This window comes from Arthrobacter sp. 92, from assembly GCF_050260325.1.
GTDB lineage: Bacteria > Actinomycetota > Actinomycetes > Actinomycetales > Micrococcaceae > Arthrobacter.
In genome coordinates, this window is record NZ_CP189863.1 from 1,980,254 (window position 1) to 1,996,643 (window position 16,390).

The 16,390-nt window shown below is 65.9% G+C and carries 14 protein-coding genes and 1 riboswitch; of the genes, 8 read left to right on the forward strand and 6 right to left on the reverse strand.

Annotated features, from left to right (window positions below; genetic code table 11):
- Positions 1-376: 376 nt before the first annotated feature.
- The 5 genes from ACP4XC_RS09060 to istA form a co-directional block, all read right to left on the reverse strand.
- Complete coding sequence (locus tag ACP4XC_RS09060; RefSeq protein ID WP_427175064.1) at positions 377-1,651, reverse strand: IS30 family transposase; 1,275 nt, start codon at positions 1,649-1,651, stop codon at positions 377-379.
- Positions 1,652-2,392: 741 nt separating this feature from the next.
- Positions 2,393-3,181, reverse strand: coding sequence for an IS21-like element helper ATPase IstB (gene istB / locus ACP4XC_RS09065; RefSeq protein WP_427174591.1), 789 nt, complete (start codon positions 3,179-3,181; stop codon positions 2,393-2,395).
- On the reverse strand, positions 3,178-3,447 hold the full coding sequence (locus ACP4XC_RS09070; protein ID WP_427174592.1) for a hypothetical protein: 270 nt from the start codon (positions 3,445-3,447) through the stop codon (positions 3,178-3,180). Before ACP4XC_RS09070 ends, istB (ACP4XC_RS09065) begins: the two co-directional genes overlap by 4 nt.
- Positions 3,448-3,557: 110 nt before the next feature.
- Positions 3,558-4,331: an IS21-like element helper ATPase IstB gene (istB, locus tag ACP4XC_RS09075; protein WP_427170801.1), complete on the reverse strand. Its 774-nt coding sequence runs from the start codon at positions 4,329-4,331 to the stop codon at positions 3,558-3,560.
- A gap of 28 nt (positions 4,332-4,359) precedes the next feature.
- On the reverse strand, positions 4,360-5,883 hold the full coding sequence (gene istA / locus ACP4XC_RS09080) for an IS21 family transposase (RefSeq protein ID WP_427170799.1): 1,524 nt from the start codon (positions 5,881-5,883) through the stop codon (positions 4,360-4,362).
- Between the two features lie 740 nt (positions 5,884-6,623).
- On the opposite strand from istA, the gene ACP4XC_RS09085 reads away from it, so the two are divergent.
- The 5 genes from ACP4XC_RS09085 (at position 6,624) to ACP4XC_RS09105 (ending at position 11,622) form a co-directional block, all read left to right on the forward strand.
- Positions 6,624-7,130: a DUF2231 domain-containing protein gene (locus tag ACP4XC_RS09085; protein ID WP_427174593.1), complete on the forward strand. Its 507-nt coding sequence runs from the start codon at positions 6,624-6,626 to the stop codon at positions 7,128-7,130.
- A 4-nt stretch (positions 7,131-7,134) separates the two neighbouring features.
- Positions 7,135-7,542 (forward strand): hypothetical protein, encoded by a 408-nt coding sequence (locus ACP4XC_RS09090; protein ID WP_427174594.1) that lies wholly within the window; start codon positions 7,135-7,137, stop codon positions 7,540-7,542.
- 926 nt (positions 7,543-8,468) lie between these two features.
- Positions 8,469-9,515, forward strand: a complete 1,047-nt coding sequence (locus ACP4XC_RS09095; protein WP_427174595.1) for an iron ABC transporter substrate-binding protein — start codon at positions 8,469-8,471, stop codon at positions 9,513-9,515.
- A gap of 860 nt (positions 9,516-10,375) precedes the next feature.
- Positions 10,376-11,134 (forward strand): GTP cyclohydrolase II, encoded by a 759-nt coding sequence (locus tag ACP4XC_RS09100; protein ID WP_427174596.1) that lies wholly within the window; start codon positions 10,376-10,378, stop codon positions 11,132-11,134.
- A gap of 269 nt (positions 11,135-11,403) precedes the next feature.
- Entirely contained in the window at positions 11,404-11,622 is a 219-nt protein-coding gene (locus ACP4XC_RS09105) for a GMC oxidoreductase (protein WP_427174598.1), read from the forward strand.
- Positions 11,623-12,001: 379 nt separating this feature from the next.
- On the opposite strand, the gene ACP4XC_RS09110 is transcribed toward ACP4XC_RS09105, so the two are convergent.
- Positions 12,002-12,280: a hypothetical protein gene (locus tag ACP4XC_RS09110; RefSeq protein WP_427174599.1), complete on the reverse strand. Its 279-nt coding sequence runs from the start codon at positions 12,278-12,280 to the stop codon at positions 12,002-12,004.
- Between the two features lie 57 nt (positions 12,281-12,337).
- Here ACP4XC_RS09110 and ACP4XC_RS09115 point away from each other — a divergent pair, with 57 nt between their 5' ends.
- The 3 genes from ACP4XC_RS09115 to ACP4XC_RS09125 all read left to right on the forward strand — a co-directional run bounded on the left by ACP4XC_RS09115 (position 12,338) and on the right by ACP4XC_RS09125 (position 16,338).
- Positions 12,338-12,871: a hypothetical protein gene (locus ACP4XC_RS09115; RefSeq protein WP_427174600.1), complete on the forward strand. Its 534-nt coding sequence runs from the start codon at positions 12,338-12,340 to the stop codon at positions 12,869-12,871.
- A 363-nt stretch (positions 12,872-13,234) separates the two neighbouring features.
- Positions 13,235-13,861, forward strand: a complete 627-nt coding sequence (locus tag ACP4XC_RS09120; RefSeq protein ID WP_427175065.1) for a mechanosensitive ion channel family protein — start codon at positions 13,235-13,237, stop codon at positions 13,859-13,861.
- A gap of 300 nt (positions 13,862-14,161) precedes the next feature.
- A riboswitch (M-box (ykoK) riboswitch) is annotated at positions 14,162-14,332 on the forward strand.
- Positions 14,333-14,592: 260 nt separating this feature from the next.
- Complete coding sequence (locus ACP4XC_RS09125; protein ID WP_427174601.1) at positions 14,593-16,338, forward strand: Nramp family divalent metal transporter; 1,746 nt, start codon at positions 14,593-14,595, stop codon at positions 16,336-16,338.
- Positions 16,339-16,390 lie beyond the last annotated feature (52 nt).

The window sequence follows — 16,390 nt, forward strand, 5'->3', positions numbered from 1 at the left end:
GTCAGGTTTGAGCCGGCACTGGACTTACGGGGCGTCAGACAGCGGTTCCTCTCGTACGCCTTTCCTTCACTGCTTGCCGGACCCGGGCCGTCTGACAGTCCCAACCCGTCCCGTACGTTGTCAGAGGCTGCTCCCGCCCTCCCCGGCGTTCCCCGGATCAGGCTGCCTCCCAGCTTCACCGGCCAGCTGCGACTGACCAGCGGCGGGGTCCTTTCACCCCCACTCGATTCCAAGCGCCTCGTGGCGCACGAACGGTTTCCAGTAGTCGCCGGTGGCCTCCATTACCACCACTGTCAATGGCCAGTGGTTTCTGCCCACGGGCGGCCAGTTGATGTGCCCGCTGCTTGAATTCTAGGGGTCGTTGCAACGCCCGTGCTTAGCTGGCTATCAGTAAATCACGTAGACGCTCGGCTGGGGTGTCCCAGTCCAGTGTCTTGCGTGGTCGGGCGTTGAGTTCCTGGGCGACGTGCTCGAGGTCCTCTGGCCCGTAGGCGTTCAGGTCCGTGCCTTTCGGGAAGTATTGGCGCAGCAGCCCGTTCGTGTTTTCGTTGGATCCGCGCTGCCAGGGGCTGGCGGGGTCGCAGAAGTAGACGTCCATGTCGGTGGCGATGCTGAATGCCTTGTGTTTGGCCATTTCGGCGCCCTGGTCCCAGGTCAGGGATCCGCGCAGGTGCGCCGGCAGGGTGGCCATGGTCTTGATCAGCCCGTCGCGGACCGATTCGGCGGTATGGTCCACCGGTAGGTGCACCAACATCACGTAGCGGGTGGTGCGTTCGACCAGGGTGGCGATCGCCGACTGGTTGTAGGCTCCGGTCACCAAATCCCCTTCCCAATGGCCTGGGACGGCGCGGTCTTCGACCTCGGCGGGGCGTTCGGAAATGTTGATCATCGGATCCCGGAAACGGCTGGTGCGTTCCTCGGGCTTCCTGTGCTGCTTGCGGCGGGTCCGGCCGCTGCGCAGGGCCTCTTTGACCTCGCGTTTGAGTCCGCCGCGGGCCTGAAAGTACAGGGCCTGGTAGATCGTTTCGGGGCTCACGCGCATCTGCTCGTCATCGGGGAAGTCCTTGATCAGCGCCTTCGAGATCTGTTCCGGGGACCAGCGGGTGAGGAGCTTGGTCTTCACGTAGTCGTGCAGTTCCCCGGGTTCTGCCAGCTTACTGTCCTTCTGCCGTGCACGGGCCGCCGTGGCAGCCCGGTGAGCACCGTAAGGCCGGTAACCAAGCACCGGGTGGCTGTTGCGCTTGATCTCCCGGCTGATGGTTCCCATGGACCGGCCCAGCGCCCTGCCGATCGCCCGCATGGAGGTCCCGTGGGAGCGCAGATCCGCGATCCTCTCCCGCTCCTGCAAGGAAAGGTAGCGGGCGCTGATGGGCTGCTCCAGAGCTTCCAGCGCCACCGCGGCGGGTGCTGGCTCCGTCGCTGAGGCTGGCAGCTCCGGCGCTGCCGCTGCCGTCCGCTCTGGTGCCGCTGCAGGGGCCGGCGGTTCCGCGAATGTAGTTCTCACTTCCTGTTTATACGGCAGATCAGCTGCTTGACCTTGGGCCGCGGCCGTGTCCTTTGCAGCCTGTTGCCGGTCCCACACGTAGGAGCTCTGTTTGCTGGCGCCGACGGCGAGGGCGGCGTCCCTCCGGCCGGTTCCTTCCCGGCGCAGGCGCAGGTAGTGAATCTGCTTCGCCGATGGGCCTCGCGTACCGACGGAGACCAGACCGGCGGCCTTGGCCCAGTTGTGGCAGGTGGAGTGGTTCAGGCCCAGTTGCCGGGCTGCCGCGCTCACGTTGCCGACTTCGCGCAACAGACCCAGGAACTCCTCAATCACCGCCGTCGGGTGGCGCTGCGCCGGAACAGGCTTCACAGTCCTCGTGGCCCGTGGTTTTCTCGCGGCAGGATTGACCTTGCCGGCCCAGTTATGCGCGGTGCTGATGTTCAATCCCAGCTCCTGGGCCGCCGCAGTGATGGTGCCGGTCCTGTCCAGAACGGCATAGAAGTGGTCCTTGTCCGCCTGGCTGTACTGGCGCTGCGGCCTGATCCCGGCAGCGTTCGCCCACTTCTGGCAGGTACTCCTATTGATGCCGAGCTCCTGAGCCGCCTCGGCGACAGTTCCCAACCGCGCCACGGCGGACAGGAAATCCTGTCTTTGCGCACCGGTATGAGACTGCTGCTGACGCTTCACGGCAGCCCCAGACCAAGGCGCCGGTTCTTCCGGTAAAGGAGATTTTTCCCTTAAGGAAGGACTATTTTCTGATGGTGATTCCATGGGTGTTGCGACTCCCGATTATTCGGGGGTGTTGCAACGTTCACTAGAACTCGCCCTGGTGGCCAGTAAAACTGCCCGGTGATGGCCAGCAGATCTGCCCACTGATTGGTTCGGCGGGGTTGGCCATCGTTGGTTTGGTCAGTTCAGTCGGGTTACTCCTTTTCCAGCGAGGGCCTGGGTGAGGCGGACGGAATCGCCGCTGGTCTGGCAGACGTGGGCGTGGTGCAGCAGGCGGTCAACGGTGGCGGTGGCGAGTGTCTTGGGCATGAGCTCATCGAAGCCGGCGGGGTGGAGGTTGGAGCTGATCGCGACGGACCGCTTTTCGTAGGCGGCGTCCACCACCCGGTAGAGGCCTTCGGCGGCGTCCGTGGCCACCGGCAACAGGCCGATGTCATCGATCACCACGAGCTCGGCGCGGAGAATCCGGGCCACGGACCGGGTGACGCTGTCATCGGTGCGGTGCGCGCGGATCAGGACGCCGAGGTCCTCGAGTTTGAACCACGCCACCCGCATCCCAGCTTCCACCGCTTGCTGGCCGAGGGCTTCGAGGAAGAACGTCTTGCCGGTCCCGGACGGCCCGCAGACGACCAGGTTCTCCCGTCGGTTGATCCATTCCAGCGTCCGCAGCGCCTGCTGGGTCGGGGCCGGGATGGAGGACGCGGCCGGGTCCCAGGCGTCGAAGGTTTTCCCGGTCGGGAAGCCCGCGGCCTTCCGGCGGGAGGCAAGCATGGACCGGGCCCGACCGGCGGCTTCCTCGACGAAGAGGGCCTTGATCACTTCGGCCGGTTCCCAGCGCTGCGCTCGGGCGGTCGCGATCAGTTCCGGCGCCAGCGCCCGTGCATGGGGCATCTTCAGGGACCGCATCAGGGCCTCCAGGTCCGCCGGCAGCGGCGGGGCTCCGGTGTTGGCCGTCGTGACGGGGCTCATCGAACATCCTCCGCGGTGGCATTGCTGGCGGTGGGGTTGCCGATCGCTGCCCACGCGCCGGTGCCCTGGGTCAGTGAGGTGGCTTCGTTGGCGGCGTGGGTGGTGGTGCGGCGGATGTTGGCGTTCAGGATCGAGGCGAGGTCCGGGTGCGCGAAACGGCCATGGAGGGCCGCGTCGCCCAGGGCCCGATCCACCTGGTCGGTGCCGGCGATTTTGGCCAGCGTGACGGTGTCGCCCGCCACGTAATTCCCCAGGGCTTTCGTCACGTAATTCCTCAGTGCCTGGTGACATGGTAGTCCTTTTTTGCGGTGGCTGGTCCGGAGGTTATGCCCGTTTTTCGTTTGGTCCTCGCCTGCTGCCTTCGCACCGCTGAGGGTCAATTGTTGGGGCGGCTGCGGGCCCGGTAGGAGCCGGTCTGAATGGTGATCTGGTGGGCGTTGTTCACGAGCCGGTCCAGGAGGGACTCGGCGACGACCTGGTTCGGGAAGAGGGGGTACCACTCCTCGGGGGCGCGGTTGGTGGTGACGATGATGGAGCGGGCGGGGCGTTCGTTGACGATCTCGTAGAGGTCATCTCCTTGGGCGGGGGTGAACTCGCGCATTGCGAAGTCGTCCAGGATGAGCAGGTCGGGTTTGGTGTAGGCGCGCAGGCGCCGTGGCCAGCTCCCGTCGGCGTGGCCGCCGGCGAGATCGGCCAGGATCCGGGAGGTAGGGACGAACCGGACGGTGTGTCCTGCCCTGATGGCTTGGTGCCCGAACGCTGTGGCGATGTGGGTCTTGCCGGTGCCGACGGGTCCGCTGATGATCACGTGCTGGCCGGTGCGGACCCATTCGGTGTTGGCGAGATCGCGGATGCGGGCGGCGGGGATGCCGGGGTCCGCGGTGAAGTCGAAGTTCTCGATCCTTCCGTCGGATTCGAATTTCGCGGCCCGGGTGCGTCGCTCCAGTGCCGTGGAGTCGCGGCGGTTGATCTCGTCCAGGCACAGAGCCTGGAGGAAGTCGAGGAATCCGAGTTGACCGTCGGCGGCTTGGGCGAGACGGTTCTCGAGGGAGTCGAGCATCCCGGACAGGCGCAGGGCTCGGAGGGAAGCAGCGAGCTGGGTGCGGTCCGCGCCCGAAGGCCCCGGGCCGGTGCTGATCGTGGTGGTCATGATGATCTCCTTTGTTTTTCGGCCGGGTTCAGCTGGCGGTGAAGGCGCCGGGGCCGCGGAGGTAGGCCCCCGCGCCGTTGTCGCCGTTGGGTCGTACGGGCAGGACGGTGACTCCGGCGGCGAGCAGTCCCCTGACGGTCTTCAGGGTCGGGTCCCCGGCCGCTTCCGCGGCCGCGCAGGCGGTCTCCACCGCTTCGGGGAAGTGGGTGCCGGCGAGGCGGATGATGCCCTGCGCCGCGCGGATCCGGTGGACCGCCGGTTCCTCCAGCAGGCCTTGGACGAGTGCTGCGGCGGCGGGGCCGATCAGGGACGCGTGCTCGCGGCACCATGCCGCATCGCGGGTGAAGAACCCCGCCGCTGCCGGCGGGTAGTCGGACAGGTCGGTCTGGCGCCCCTTGGTGATCCTGGGGTGGACCTTCGTGATCGCCCCGTCGAGGTGGAACTCGACCATCGTGGCGCTGACCCGCACGTCCAGACGGGTCCCCACGAGCTGGTAGGGCACCGAGTAGAGCACACCCCGGACCGAAGCGTGGCAGTCCGACCCGACCGTGGCCGTGCGCCATTCCGCCGGTTCGAGCCTCCTTGCCGGCAGGGGAACCAGGGCCGGGCGCTCCACGGCGGCGAAGACCTCCCAGGATGTCTGCCCGGCCAGGGCACGCGGCCTGCGGGCGCCGGCGACCTCCCGGCACCACCGCGCAGCCTCAGCACGCATCTGGGCCAGCGAGGTGAAGGACCGTCCGGCCCAAAACGAGCCGCGCACGTACTGGACCATCCGCTCCACGTGCGGCTTGTCCTTGGGCCTGTAGCCTCGTGCGGGGTCAATCAAAGTCCCGTAGTGCACGGCCAGCTCGGCGTAGGCCCGGTTGATCCTCGGGTCGTAAAGGTCCGGGGTGATGACCCCGGTCTTGAGGTTGTCCGGGGTGAGCCGGCGCGGGACCCCGCCGAAGAGCTCGAACGCGGCAACGTGCGCGTTCGTCCATGCCATCTGGTCCATCCGGGTCGTGGGAAAGACGAAGACCTGCTTGGAGAACGGCAGCGTGAGCACGAACGCCCAGACCCTGTGGCCCTTGCCCGTGGCCGGGTCGCGCCAGTGCCCAAGCATGCCGTAATCGACCTCGCCGAGCTCTCCCGGCGCGGACGGCGGCTTGAGCACCGTCAGGGCCCGTCCCGCCCGCCCGGCATCGGGCAGGGTCGCGGCCAGCCACCGGTAAAACGAACGCTGGGAGGCTCTGACCCCGTGCTCGTCGACCAGGCGCTGGTGGACCACGGCCCCGGCGACCCCGGCGTCCAGCTGCTCCCTCACCCACTCGATCCGGGCGTCAAACTCCGGCCAGGTAATCTGTCGCAGCCTGCCGTCCACGACCGTCGGGAACCAGCCCGAGACCAGGTCCCGCCACTCCTCGGCAGCGAGCCCGAGACCCGGGACAAGGCCCTCGGCCTCGGCCGGGGCCAAGTACTTCTGCACGGTCTTTCGGTCCATGCCCAACGACACCGCAAGCTCGCTCTTCGAGCGGCCAGCGTCCCAATGCATGAACAGTTCGATCAGATCCATCGGTGCCACACTCCTACGCGCCAAACCACGAACCCCGCCTCCGGCCCGACCATCGGACCCGAGGCAAGACTCTCGGACAAGGCACCAGCGGTGCGTGACGTCGTCCCCATGGGAATTACGTGGCGAACCGCCGCTCAAGGTGGGGAATTACGTGGCGAAACCCACCTACGAGTGGGGAATTACGTGGCGGACGACACGGATCCCTTGTCGGTGCCGGGAGCGCCGCGGAGAACATGCTGATCTACGCCCGTGAGCACAAGAACCGCATCGACTTCTAACCCGTCGAGCACATCCAGGCAGGCACCTTAGCCGACGCCTTGCCTTGGTAGCCAGTATCGCTTTCATGTAGCCACAGCATCTGCGCTGTGGCCGTGACCAGAGGTTCAGCGATGCCTCAATACCCCGATGACGTTGTCCGCCACACCCGCGAGGATCTGATCCAGGCGCTTGCCGAGGAGCTCGCCTCCGGCCGTAATGTCAACTCCTGGCCGGGGGCGGTCAGGTTCACCGGGCCGGGCAACTACTTACCCCGCGCGTACGCCGTCAGGAGCGCTCCTCAGTGCCCGGGGTCCTGCCCTGAGTTTCAGGTCCGTCGATGACTCCGTACCCTCCGGCCGCCGGCCCCGTGGCTGTCGCCGCTGAAGGGGAACTCCGGGACCGTTGATAATCCTCTGCCAAAGCGGGATGATCAGCGCATATCGCCGTGCGTTCGGGTTACGGGGGAGGTTTCGATGGAGGCCATGAGCCGGGGAAAGGAACCGGTCACCGTCCTGGCGGGCCCCTATGGACACCCGTTCCACCCGATCCTGGTGACCGTGCCGATCGGGGCGTGGGTGGCCAGCTTCATCTTCGATTTCGGTTCCCGACTGGCCATCGGCGACGCGGCCGCGCTGGCCACGGGTTCGCGTTGGCTGATCGCGATCGGCGTTCTCGGCGCGGGAGCGGCCGCGCTGATTGGGTTCCTGGATATGTTCGCCATCCCCACCGGAAGCCGGGCCTTCCGCACGGCCCTGGTGCACATGAGCCTCAACCTCGCCGTGACCGCCGCTTACCTGGTCAATTTCCTTTTCAGAACCGGTCAGGAGGGGCCGGTTCCCACAGCACTGATCATCGTGTCCGGCGTCAGCCTCGCCGGCCTCGGTGTCTCCGGATACCTCGGCGGCAAACTCGCCTTCGAATACGGTGTCCGTGTTGCCGGCGAGGAAACTCAATCCACCGGTTTCAACCCGACCACAGCGAAGGACTAATCCCATGGCTATTGCCGCACTCATCACCTGGATCGTCGCCGCAGGCCTCGGATTCACCATGCTCGGAATGTGGCTGAGCAAAGGCGGCATGCGCGCCGCCCGGAGCGACGCAGCCATCCCGACCCGGCTCGTGCCCCTGCTGATCTTCAGCCACTTCCTCCTCGCCGCGGCCGGACTGATCGTGTGGATCGTGTATGTCATCATCGACAAGGACATCCTGGCCTGGATCGCTTTGGGACTCCTGATCATCGTCGCGATCCTCGGGGAGACGATGTTCCTGCGCTGGAGGCATAGCCGCACCGAGGCCACCCCGGAAGCCCGGTTCCCGGTCGCTGTCGTATACGGGCACGGACTGTTCGCGGCCGTCACCGTGGTGCTGGTGTTGCTGACCGCCCTGGGAATCGGCTCGTGACCGTGCCTGAAGGCCGCAGAGTATGGCCGGGTGATCCTGAGGTGAGGCAGTGAACGCCGCATCGAACACTGAACGGCCCGAAGGTGAACCGGTCTCCCTCTGGGTCGCCACCGGCGGAACCACCGATTATCCTGTCCTGCGCGGGATTTGGGGTCGTCGTGGCGGTCATCGGGGCCGGCATTCCCGGGCTGACCGCGGCGTTGGCGCTCAAACGCGCGGGCCACACTGCGGTCAGCCATCGGAATGTACACGGGCGGCCCTCTGCTCTCGTATCCGAAGTCGTGTCGGCCCGCACACCCATAGCCCGCCGTCGGCGGCTTATCGGGCCCAGGCTCCAATCGCCACAGTCTGTCAGCCGCCATAACGGTCCGGAAGAGTAACGCCACTTGTTTCCCGCCATCCCGAGCGCCCCGCCCGCTTGGCCGAACGGAGAGAACCGCTTTCCCCACACCCCACATGACGGTTCCAACTCGGCCTGCGAGGAGCCCGGGGAGCGCCCAGGTGCGCTGGCCGCCGCTGACGCAAGGCGTGCTGAGCGGGAGGTACAGCGTTCCACCGTCCCGGCCGGAAGCCGTTTCTGCCCAGATGAGGGCGGCCTGAAGGCAGGACACACATTCGTGCGGCCTCCGGTCATCGAACGGTTGAGAAGCTCAAACGGGCCGGCCCCCGACCTAGGCGTGCCGCTGGAAATACTTGACTCAATTGCCGCGCCATACGCGCGAAACCGTCGGCCTTCGCAAAGGTCAAAAGATCGGCGACAGCAGCCATCGAATTGCGAAACAAATCATTGACCTAATTCGCAAAACGGCTGCCCCTGCGTTATCTTAGGTGAGCCTTACCTAAACTAGCTCCAGCAAAGTCGAACTTAAGGTTCCGTCGTCTTCCCCCGCCCCTTCCTTCAGGGAAGGGATCCTTGAAAGGCCCTGATGAAGCTCCGCATCAAACCCGCCGCCGTCCTCGCCTCCGCCACGGCCATGCTGCTGGCTCTCTCCGCCTGCGGCGGCGCTTCCGCCCCCGGCACCCCGGATTCCGGCGCATCCGGCGGGGACGGGATTATCGTCTACAACGCCCAGCACGAGAACCTCACCTCCGCCTGGGTGGCCGCGTTCACGAAGGAAACGGGGATCAAAGTCACCCTCCGCAACGGCGATGACCTGGAGATGAGCAACCAGCTCAGCGAAGAAGGCAAGAACTCCCCGGCGGATGTCTTCCTCACCGAAAACTCTCCCGCCATGGTTCGCATCGCCGGGGCAGGCCTCCTCGCGCCGGTCGAGACGGCCACGCTCGGCCAGGTCCCGGCCCGGTACCGGCCCTCCACCGGGGACTGGACCGGCATCGCCGCCCGCTCCACCGTGCTGGCCTACAACAAAACCAAACTCACCCCCGCCCAGCTCCCCAAATCCCTGATGGACCTGGCTGAACCAGAATGGAAGGGGCGCATTGGAGCCTCGACCGGCGGCGCGGACTTCCAGGCCATCATCAGCGCCATTCTCGAACTCAAAGGCGAGGACGCCACAAAGGCATGGCTGGAGGCAGCCAAAACGAACGTCAAAGCCTACAAAGACGACACCCCCGTGCTCGCTGCCGTCAACTCCGGCGAGGTCGACGCCGGCGTCCTTTATCACTACTACTCCTTCGTGGACCAGGCCCAGACCGGAGAAAACAGCCAAAACGTTGACCTTCACTACTTCAGGAACCAGGACCCCGGCGCGTTCGTCAGCGTCTCCGGCGGCGCGGTCCTGGCCTCGAGCAAGAAGCAGGCCCAGGCCCAGCAGTTCCTGAAATTCATCACCGGTAAAACAGGCCAGCAGGTCCTGCAGACCGGGGACTCGTACGAGTACACGGTCGGCAGCGAGGTGCCCGCCAACGCCAAACTCGTCCCCCTTGACCAGCTTCAGGCCCCCGCAATCGATCCTGCCAAACTCAACAGCACCAAAGTCACCGACCTCATGACCCAGGCCGGACTCCTCTAAACCGCAGACCCCGCACCCTGGGACCACCAAGGACTCTCCCTGCGCCCGCCGGACCGCACTTCCCGCCGGGAATGCGGCCCGGCAATGCGCAAACCCCGGAGGCCCGGCACCCAGATCCCCCATCGCGCCGATACATTGGAAATGCCGGGAGACTCCCACCAAGGCCCGCCCGTCCTCACAATGAATAATCCTCCCTCTGTCCTCCCGCCACCATTTCTCGCCGCCGAGACTCTTCCCGCGGCGATCAACCTAACCGCGGGATCCGGCCCGATCCTCTTCACCCGCACCACGGCGCGCCAGCGGACATAGCCCGCAAACTTGCCACCGCCGGATCGTTGACCGTTACGCCCGGCAGGGTCCGAGGCGGGAAGCCCCGGAGTCATCTCCGGCACCACCAACCACGGCACCGGGGCCGCCACAGGCATTGCACCGATCCGGAAACCCGCGCCCATACCAACGTTCGCCGTGGCGACGCCGCGGCCGTACCGGTCAGCGAGCTCCGTCCACACGAGGCGGTGAAGCGACGTGAGCTTTCCTGTAGTGCTCCCGGCGCCCCCGCTGCCGGCCCGGCCGGCTTCCGGGAGCGCGACCGTAAAGCATTAGGGCGACCGTGAGCCGCGATACCCCGTAGGCCCCGAAGACGCCGTTGAGCTGCGGATAGCGCGACGTCGGGGTCGTGGTAAGCCATAACAAACTACCGGCACCTCGCCAACTGTCATCGCAGAAGCCGCCGTCGCCGACCTCCTTGTTCCGTCCCATCGACAGAGCACCAATCTAAAAACGTGTTACGTTATTTTAGAGATTCGGCGATGCCAGCAGTTTGAAACCGAGCAGGCCCGAATCTCAGAAGGAGGGGACCAATGCCCGAGGAACATGTCATTGCAGCAGGACCGGGCGCCGGAACGGGCGGCATCGGCACGGTGTCCGCCGATTCAGCCGCGGTTGGACCCGTTGGACGGGCGCGTTCGGGGCCCCCTCGGGCTACGATGCGCACCCGGGTGCGCATCCCGCTCAGGTTCGCCGACGGCTTCACCGCGACGGCCGATGCATTCACTTTCCGGGGTCTGGTGGACGGCAAGGAGCACTTACTACTGGCGCTCGGCGATTGGGAGGGCAGCCTCGCCGGAGCGGCCGCCCCCTTGGTGCGCCCCCATAGCGAATGCCTCACCGGGGACGTCCTGGGATCACAGCGGTGCGACTGCGGGCCACAGATCCGCGAGGCGGCCGAACGGATCGTCGGCGAGGGCGGCTTCCTGCTGTATCTGAGGCAGGAAGGCCGGGGCATTGGACTCTACGAGAAGCTCGACGCCTACTCCCTCCAGGACCGCGGGCTCGACACCTACGCTGCGAACGTCGCCCTCGGCCACGGTGAGGACGAGCGCGACTATCGAGCAGCGGCCCAGATGCTGCTCGCCCTCGGAGTGGAACGGATCCGGCTGCTGAGCAACAACCCCGACAAGGCACTCCAGCTAGAGGCCAACGGTGTCGCTGTGGCCGAACGTGTGCCCACCTGGGTCCATCTCTCCCCGACGAATGCGCGGTACCTGGCCACCAAGCGCGACCACACCGCCCACACGATCGTCCTGGGGCCGATTCCGACCGGGATGCCCGACCACTGACCCGGCGACCGCCCCTTTGACCCACCGTGCGCCGTCCATTACGGCGCTCCGGAGTTCACCCGCATTCCCCGGACGGGCCGCCACACCAGTTAAGCCCCACCACCGTCCACGGGCCACCGACTCCGGCCCGGACCGGGGCGTAGCTGCATCCACGCCGGTCCCTGATGTCCGTGGCAAGCCCAAACTGGCGCTGGGCGCGCCGAACTCAGGCGTCTGATCGACGCCACTGACGGGCACTGATCGGCGCGAGGCTCTTCCCCCAGGGTGACATGGACGTCGCAGCCACCGCACACCAGGCAGGAACCGTCCGTTTTGGAACCGATCCGGCCTCTGCAGCCCTGGATCCGGACTGCAAGGCCTTCGACCTGGACAACCTCTACGTCGTCGATGGCAGTTTCATGCCTTCCATCGGCGCGGTGAACCCGACCCTGACCATCATCGCCAATGCCCTGCGCGTCGCTGACCGGATCGCCGACCGTGTTCTCTAACCGACGCCGCCGCCCGATAGGGCAAAGACACCTCGAGCGGTCCCGGTATGGTTCGCCATATAATTCCTCCTCAGGTTCTTCTAGACCGGGACGCTGACACCCTTCGCTCTCCACAGTGTGGCAGACGGCGGCGTCTACTGTTTCGCGATACCTACGAGTAAGCCATGCGGGCGAGGAGGTTGCCGCGGATCTCGAGGACCCGGCCATGCTGGCACAGTCGGGTCCCAGCATCGGGCAGGGATGCAGGCGCGGTCGTGAATGCAGGGGTCCCGAAGGCTCACCGGCAGCTCCCGGTCGCGACCTTGCGTTTCTCGAAGTGCCCGAGCAACTCTTCCAATTCCTCGTCCGCGGAGATGCGGTCCTCCCCGCCGGACCGTAGTCATCGTCTGCGGGCGAGGAACGCCATGCGGGCGTCGACAGCCTCGGTGGGAAAGGCAGCCTCGTAGCCCATGGCGACCGTGATGTCGCGATGTCCGGCAATAACTTGCGCGATGTGTGCCGCCAGCCCACTGGGGACCGCACAGGTGATGAATAGCCTTCGGAAGTTGTGCGCCTGCCCTGCCAGCCGCGGGCAGGCCGCGACGTAACCGGTACTGGATTCATTCCAGGCAACAGCGTTTTCGGATTCAGAAGTGGTATGACTGCGGATGGGTTTCATCCGGAAACCCTTTCAGAACGGAGGGCTGGGCGGATCATGTTCCGAGGCTGGTTTGTGGTGAGCGCCATGCTCGTGTTTTTCGCGTCGACCGCCGTGTTGGGCCTCCTCGCAATGTTCCGGGCCAAGGTTATCGCGGCCCGGATGGACGCCGGCGCCGCAGCAGTCCTAGCGGTGGTCATGACCACTGTGGCGCTGGGCCGGGCACCAGCGGCGGCAATACCCCTGGCGTTGGTGCTTGCTTCTGTTTTCGCCTGGTTCGCCGTCGGAGCCGTTCACCGGAAAGGCGGCCCGGAAGGGCCAGCGCGGTTCACGGCAATCCATGGCGCGGCGGTGACGGCCCTAACGGGTTGGGTGCTTTTCTTCGCAGCGCGGGGATTCGGATCAGTTTCGGTTCATCCGGGCCATCAGCTCGGCCTCATCATTATTGATCTGGGAGGCGCCGTGCTCATGGTCTTCGCAGCCGCCAGTTGGTTGCTGGGTACGTTCGCGACCCCGGCGGAGAGCAAGTCACTGGCGGTGCCCCGCTTGACGGGGATCCGTGAGGCGTTGATGACGGCGGGCCTCGCCGTCGCGTTCTACGCCATCTCCTAGACCCAGGCCCGACCGCCGAGCCGGCACCAAGGCGGCTCCCTACTTGACGCAAGGATCTCCGCCGGCCTGCCAGGTTCCGATCCAGTCGTTGTAAGTGGTGGGCGGCGGTCTCGCTTCAGCACGTCAGGGCTTTGCCTGCCGTGGGCGGCGCCCAGCGCCGGCGGGCCGGTGTGTTATCCGTTTCCCCGCTGGTTCGCCCGGTTCAAGGCTGAAAAGATCGGACCTCTTGGTGATTGGTAAAGGTTGTTCGGGGGGAGCGGCGGGAGAGCGGTCGGACGTGTCCTGAGGGGATCGTTATGCTGGAAGCCGTAGTTTTTATCAGAGGGCGGGGTGGTTCCCGCGAAAGGACGGCGGGTGCCACAAATGGTTTTTACGGGTGAAAAATGGCTCGGTGTCCTTCTCCAGGTCGTGATCACGATCGGCCTGGGGGCCGGGGCGTGGGCTGTTTCCCGGTCCGTCATCTCACGCATTGTCGGCCGTGTCAGCAATGGCTACGCGTTGCTCAAGAAGCCTCATTTCCGGTGGGCGCAGCCCGTGCTGCGGACCCTGGATCACGAACGCCGGGTACAGCGGGCAGAGACCATCGGATCCCTCCTGACCAGCATAGTCGCGGTCCTTGTCGTAGTGACCGTGATCACGTACACCCTTGGCGCGCTCGAGGTCAACGTCGCGCCACTGCTGACCAGCGTCGGGATCCTGGGCATCGCGATCGGTTTCGGCGCCCAGCAGCTGATCCGTGACTTCCTAGCAGGAATCTTTATCACTCTGGAGGACCAGTACGGCATCGGCGACGTGATCGAGACCAGCGAAGTTGTCGGAACCGTCGAGTCCGTGGGCCTGCGCATCACCCGCGTCCGCGCAGGGGACGGCACGATCTGGTACCTGCGTAACGGAGAAATACTCCGTGTCGGCAACCGCTCACAGGGCAGCTACACAGACTCCACCGAGGGATCCTCGCCAGACGAGGCGCTGACCGGCGCAGGAAAGTAGGACATACCACCTGCCGGGACCGCTTCGGGCCCGCGGACGTGCCGAAGGTCGGTTCGGCCAGCGGCCCGAGGGCTCCCTGCATTGGCCGGATGCCAGCTGGCAGGTGCTGCCCGGACGCGCAGTCAGTCCTGACGGCGGACATCGGCGGTTCCGTTCCGAAGCCCTCTGTTCCCTTCCGCGCCAAGGCCTGATCGGAGACTGGATCCACACTGGAGGGACCCGCCCGTGCGGGGCTTTGTATGAGGTGCCGTGCGGGGCGGGCATGTGGGGCCTGGCGTTGGTATATATTGGTGGTTGCAAGGTGTCGTTCGTTAGCTGAGGCTCCTTCGCGGATACATGCCAGCGACCCCCAACGTCGAGAGACGCCCCGGGTCAGGACAGGTTCCCCCGGTCTAAGGGGTTGCCCCGATTGGCTCCCGGAACGCCGGGTTCACGCCGTGAAGTGCCAAAGGTCTTACGAGGAGGGGCACCGCCGGCTCTCATGTCCGGCCTCCTCCGTGGCGCCGCAGGACCCTGATGGAGGTGGTCACCCGTGAACGATGGTCATAGTCCGTCTACCGGTACCGCCCCCGCGCGGTCCTGACCACAATTCTTCCCCCGCCGGCCCCGTCTCTGCGCAGGCCGGCATCCTGACCGCTTAGCCAATTCCGGGACCTCTTCCTGCCGCGCCGATTTCTGTGATGTCCGCGTTCGGCATCCAAAAGGTCTCTACGTTCCGGGAGGACATTCCCATGCCCGCCAACACCCACAGCGGCCCCGAACCGAGCACCAATTCCGGCCCCGCACCCCGAACTGCTCCATCACCGGCACCAGCGCCGTCGCCAGTCACGGCTCCGGGGCCGGCAGTAGCGGCTGGCCCGGCCCCTGCCCCTGCGGCCGTCCTGGACAGCGCCCACATCGGCGACATTAAGGGTGCCTTCGGCACCATCCGCCTCGGTGAGGAGTCCCCGGGCAGCGGCTGGAAGACCCGGCTGAAGACACTGCTGGCCATTATCGGGCCGGGTCTGATCGTGATGGTCGGGGACAATGATGCCGGCGCGTTCGGGACCTATACCGAGGCCGGGCAAAACTACGGCACGTCGTTGCTGTGGACGCTTCTGCTGCTGGTTCCGGTGCTGTATGTGAACCAGGAAATGGTCCTTCGCCTGGGGGTGGTTACGGGGGTCGGGCATGCCCGGCTGATCCTGGAACGGTTCGGGAAGTTCTGGGGCGCGTTCAGCGTGATCGATCTGTTCATCCTGAACGCCCTGACCATTGTCACCGAATTCATCGGCATCAGCCTGGGCCTGGATTATCTGGGCATCCCCAAGGCCGCAGGGGTGCTCGTGGCCGCCGTGGTCATCATCGGCGCGGCCTCGACCGGGTCGTTCAAACGGTTCGAGCGGGTGTGCATGACCCTGGTGGCCGGGTCCTTGCTGCTGGTGCCCATCATCGTCATGGTCCACCCGGATCTGGGGCAGGTGACCCATGATTTCTTCATCCCCGGTCTCCCTGCCGGTTCGGACCTGTCCACGGTCACGCTGCTGATCATCGGCATCGTGGGTACGACCATCGCCCCATGGCAGCTGTTCTTCCAGCAGTCGTACCTCATCGATAAACGCATCACCCCCCGGTACATGAAGTACGAGAAGGTTGACCTGTGGCTCGGGATCGTGATCGTGATCATCGGTGCGGGAGCCATCATGGGATTCACCGCGGCCACGTTCGCCGGGCACCCTGAATTCGGGAACTTCACCGACGCCGGCGGGGTCGCGGACGGGCTGGAAAAGTACGTCGGGAAGCTCGCCGGAGTGCTGTTCGCTGTGGCGTTGATCGACGCCTCCATCATCGGCGCGGCCGCGGTCGGGCTCTCCACCTCCTATGCGCTGGGGGACGTGCTCGGGCTGAAGCATTCCCTGCACCGGAAAATCTCCGACGCGAAGGGCTTCTATGCCGTGTTCGCCGGAATCCTGATCATCTCAGCGGTCATCGTCCTGATCCCGGGGGCCCCGCTGGGGCTGATGACCGTCGGCGTCCAGGTCCTCGCCGGTGTCCTGCTGCCCTCGGCCACCGTGTTCCTGCTGTTGCTGTGCAACGACAAACAGGTCCTTGGCCCATGGGTGAACAGCAGGGCCACGAACGCCTTCACCGCGCTCATCATCGCCGTCCTGGTGATCCTCTCCCTCGTCCTGACCACAGGGGTGCTCTTCCCCGACATGGGCAGCGGGGCGATCATCGGCATCCTCGCCGGCGGGGCAGCCGTCTGCGTCCTGGGCACAGCAGCCTACCTGCTCTATGCAAGGTTCCGGCCCGGCCCGGGCGCGGCGCCGATCGACCGCACCGGAAGGCAGGACTGGCGCATGCCACCCCTGGCGCTGCTGACGGCCCCGAAACTTTCCACCGCCGGCCGTACCGGGCTGACCGTGTTGCGGACTTACCTGTTGATCGCCATGATCCTGGTGATCGTCCGGGTGGTCCAGCTCGCCCTTGGCGGCTGATCCGGCACAGCGTAGATTCCAGACAGGACAGTTCTCCTTCTATACCCCGTTT

What these genes read in the sequence shown, in the direction of transcription:
- istB (WP_427174591.1), bottom strand. Translation starts at nt 3,181, where the DNA reads ATGAGCCCCGTCACGACGGCCAACACCGGAGCCCCGCCGCTGCCGGCG.
- istB (WP_427170801.1), bottom strand. Translation starts at nt 4,331, where the DNA reads ATGACCACCACGATCAGCACCGGCCCGGGGCCTTCGGGCGCGGACCGC.
- istA (WP_427170799.1), bottom strand. Translation starts at nt 5,883, where the DNA reads ATGGATCTGATCGAACTGTTCATGCATTGGGACGCTGGCCGCTCGAAG.
- ACP4XC_RS09085 (WP_427174593.1), top strand. Translation starts at nt 6,624, where the DNA reads ATGAGCCGGGGAAAGGAACCGGTCACCGTCCTGGCGGGCCCCTATGGA.
- ACP4XC_RS09090 (WP_427174594.1), top strand. Translation starts at nt 7,135, where the DNA reads ATGGCTATTGCCGCACTCATCACCTGGATCGTCGCCGCAGGCCTCGGA.
- ACP4XC_RS09095 (WP_427174595.1), top strand. Translation starts at nt 8,469, where the DNA reads ATGAAGCTCCGCATCAAACCCGCCGCCGTCCTCGCCTCCGCCACGGCC.
- ACP4XC_RS09100 (WP_427174596.1), top strand. Translation starts at nt 10,376, where the DNA reads ATGCCCGAGGAACATGTCATTGCAGCAGGACCGGGCGCCGGAACGGGC.
- ACP4XC_RS09105 (WP_427174598.1), top strand. Translation starts at nt 11,404, where the DNA reads ATGGACGTCGCAGCCACCGCACACCAGGCAGGAACCGTCCGTTTTGGA.
- ACP4XC_RS09110 (WP_427174599.1), bottom strand. Translation starts at nt 12,280, where the DNA reads ATGAAACCCATCCGCAGTCATACCACTTCTGAATCCGAAAACGCTGTT.
- ACP4XC_RS09120 (WP_427175065.1), top strand. Translation starts at nt 13,235, where the DNA reads ATGGTTTTTACGGGTGAAAAATGGCTCGGTGTCCTTCTCCAGGTCGTG.
- ACP4XC_RS09125 (WP_427174601.1), top strand. Translation starts at nt 14,593, where the DNA reads ATGCCCGCCAACACCCACAGCGGCCCCGAACCGAGCACCAATTCCGGC.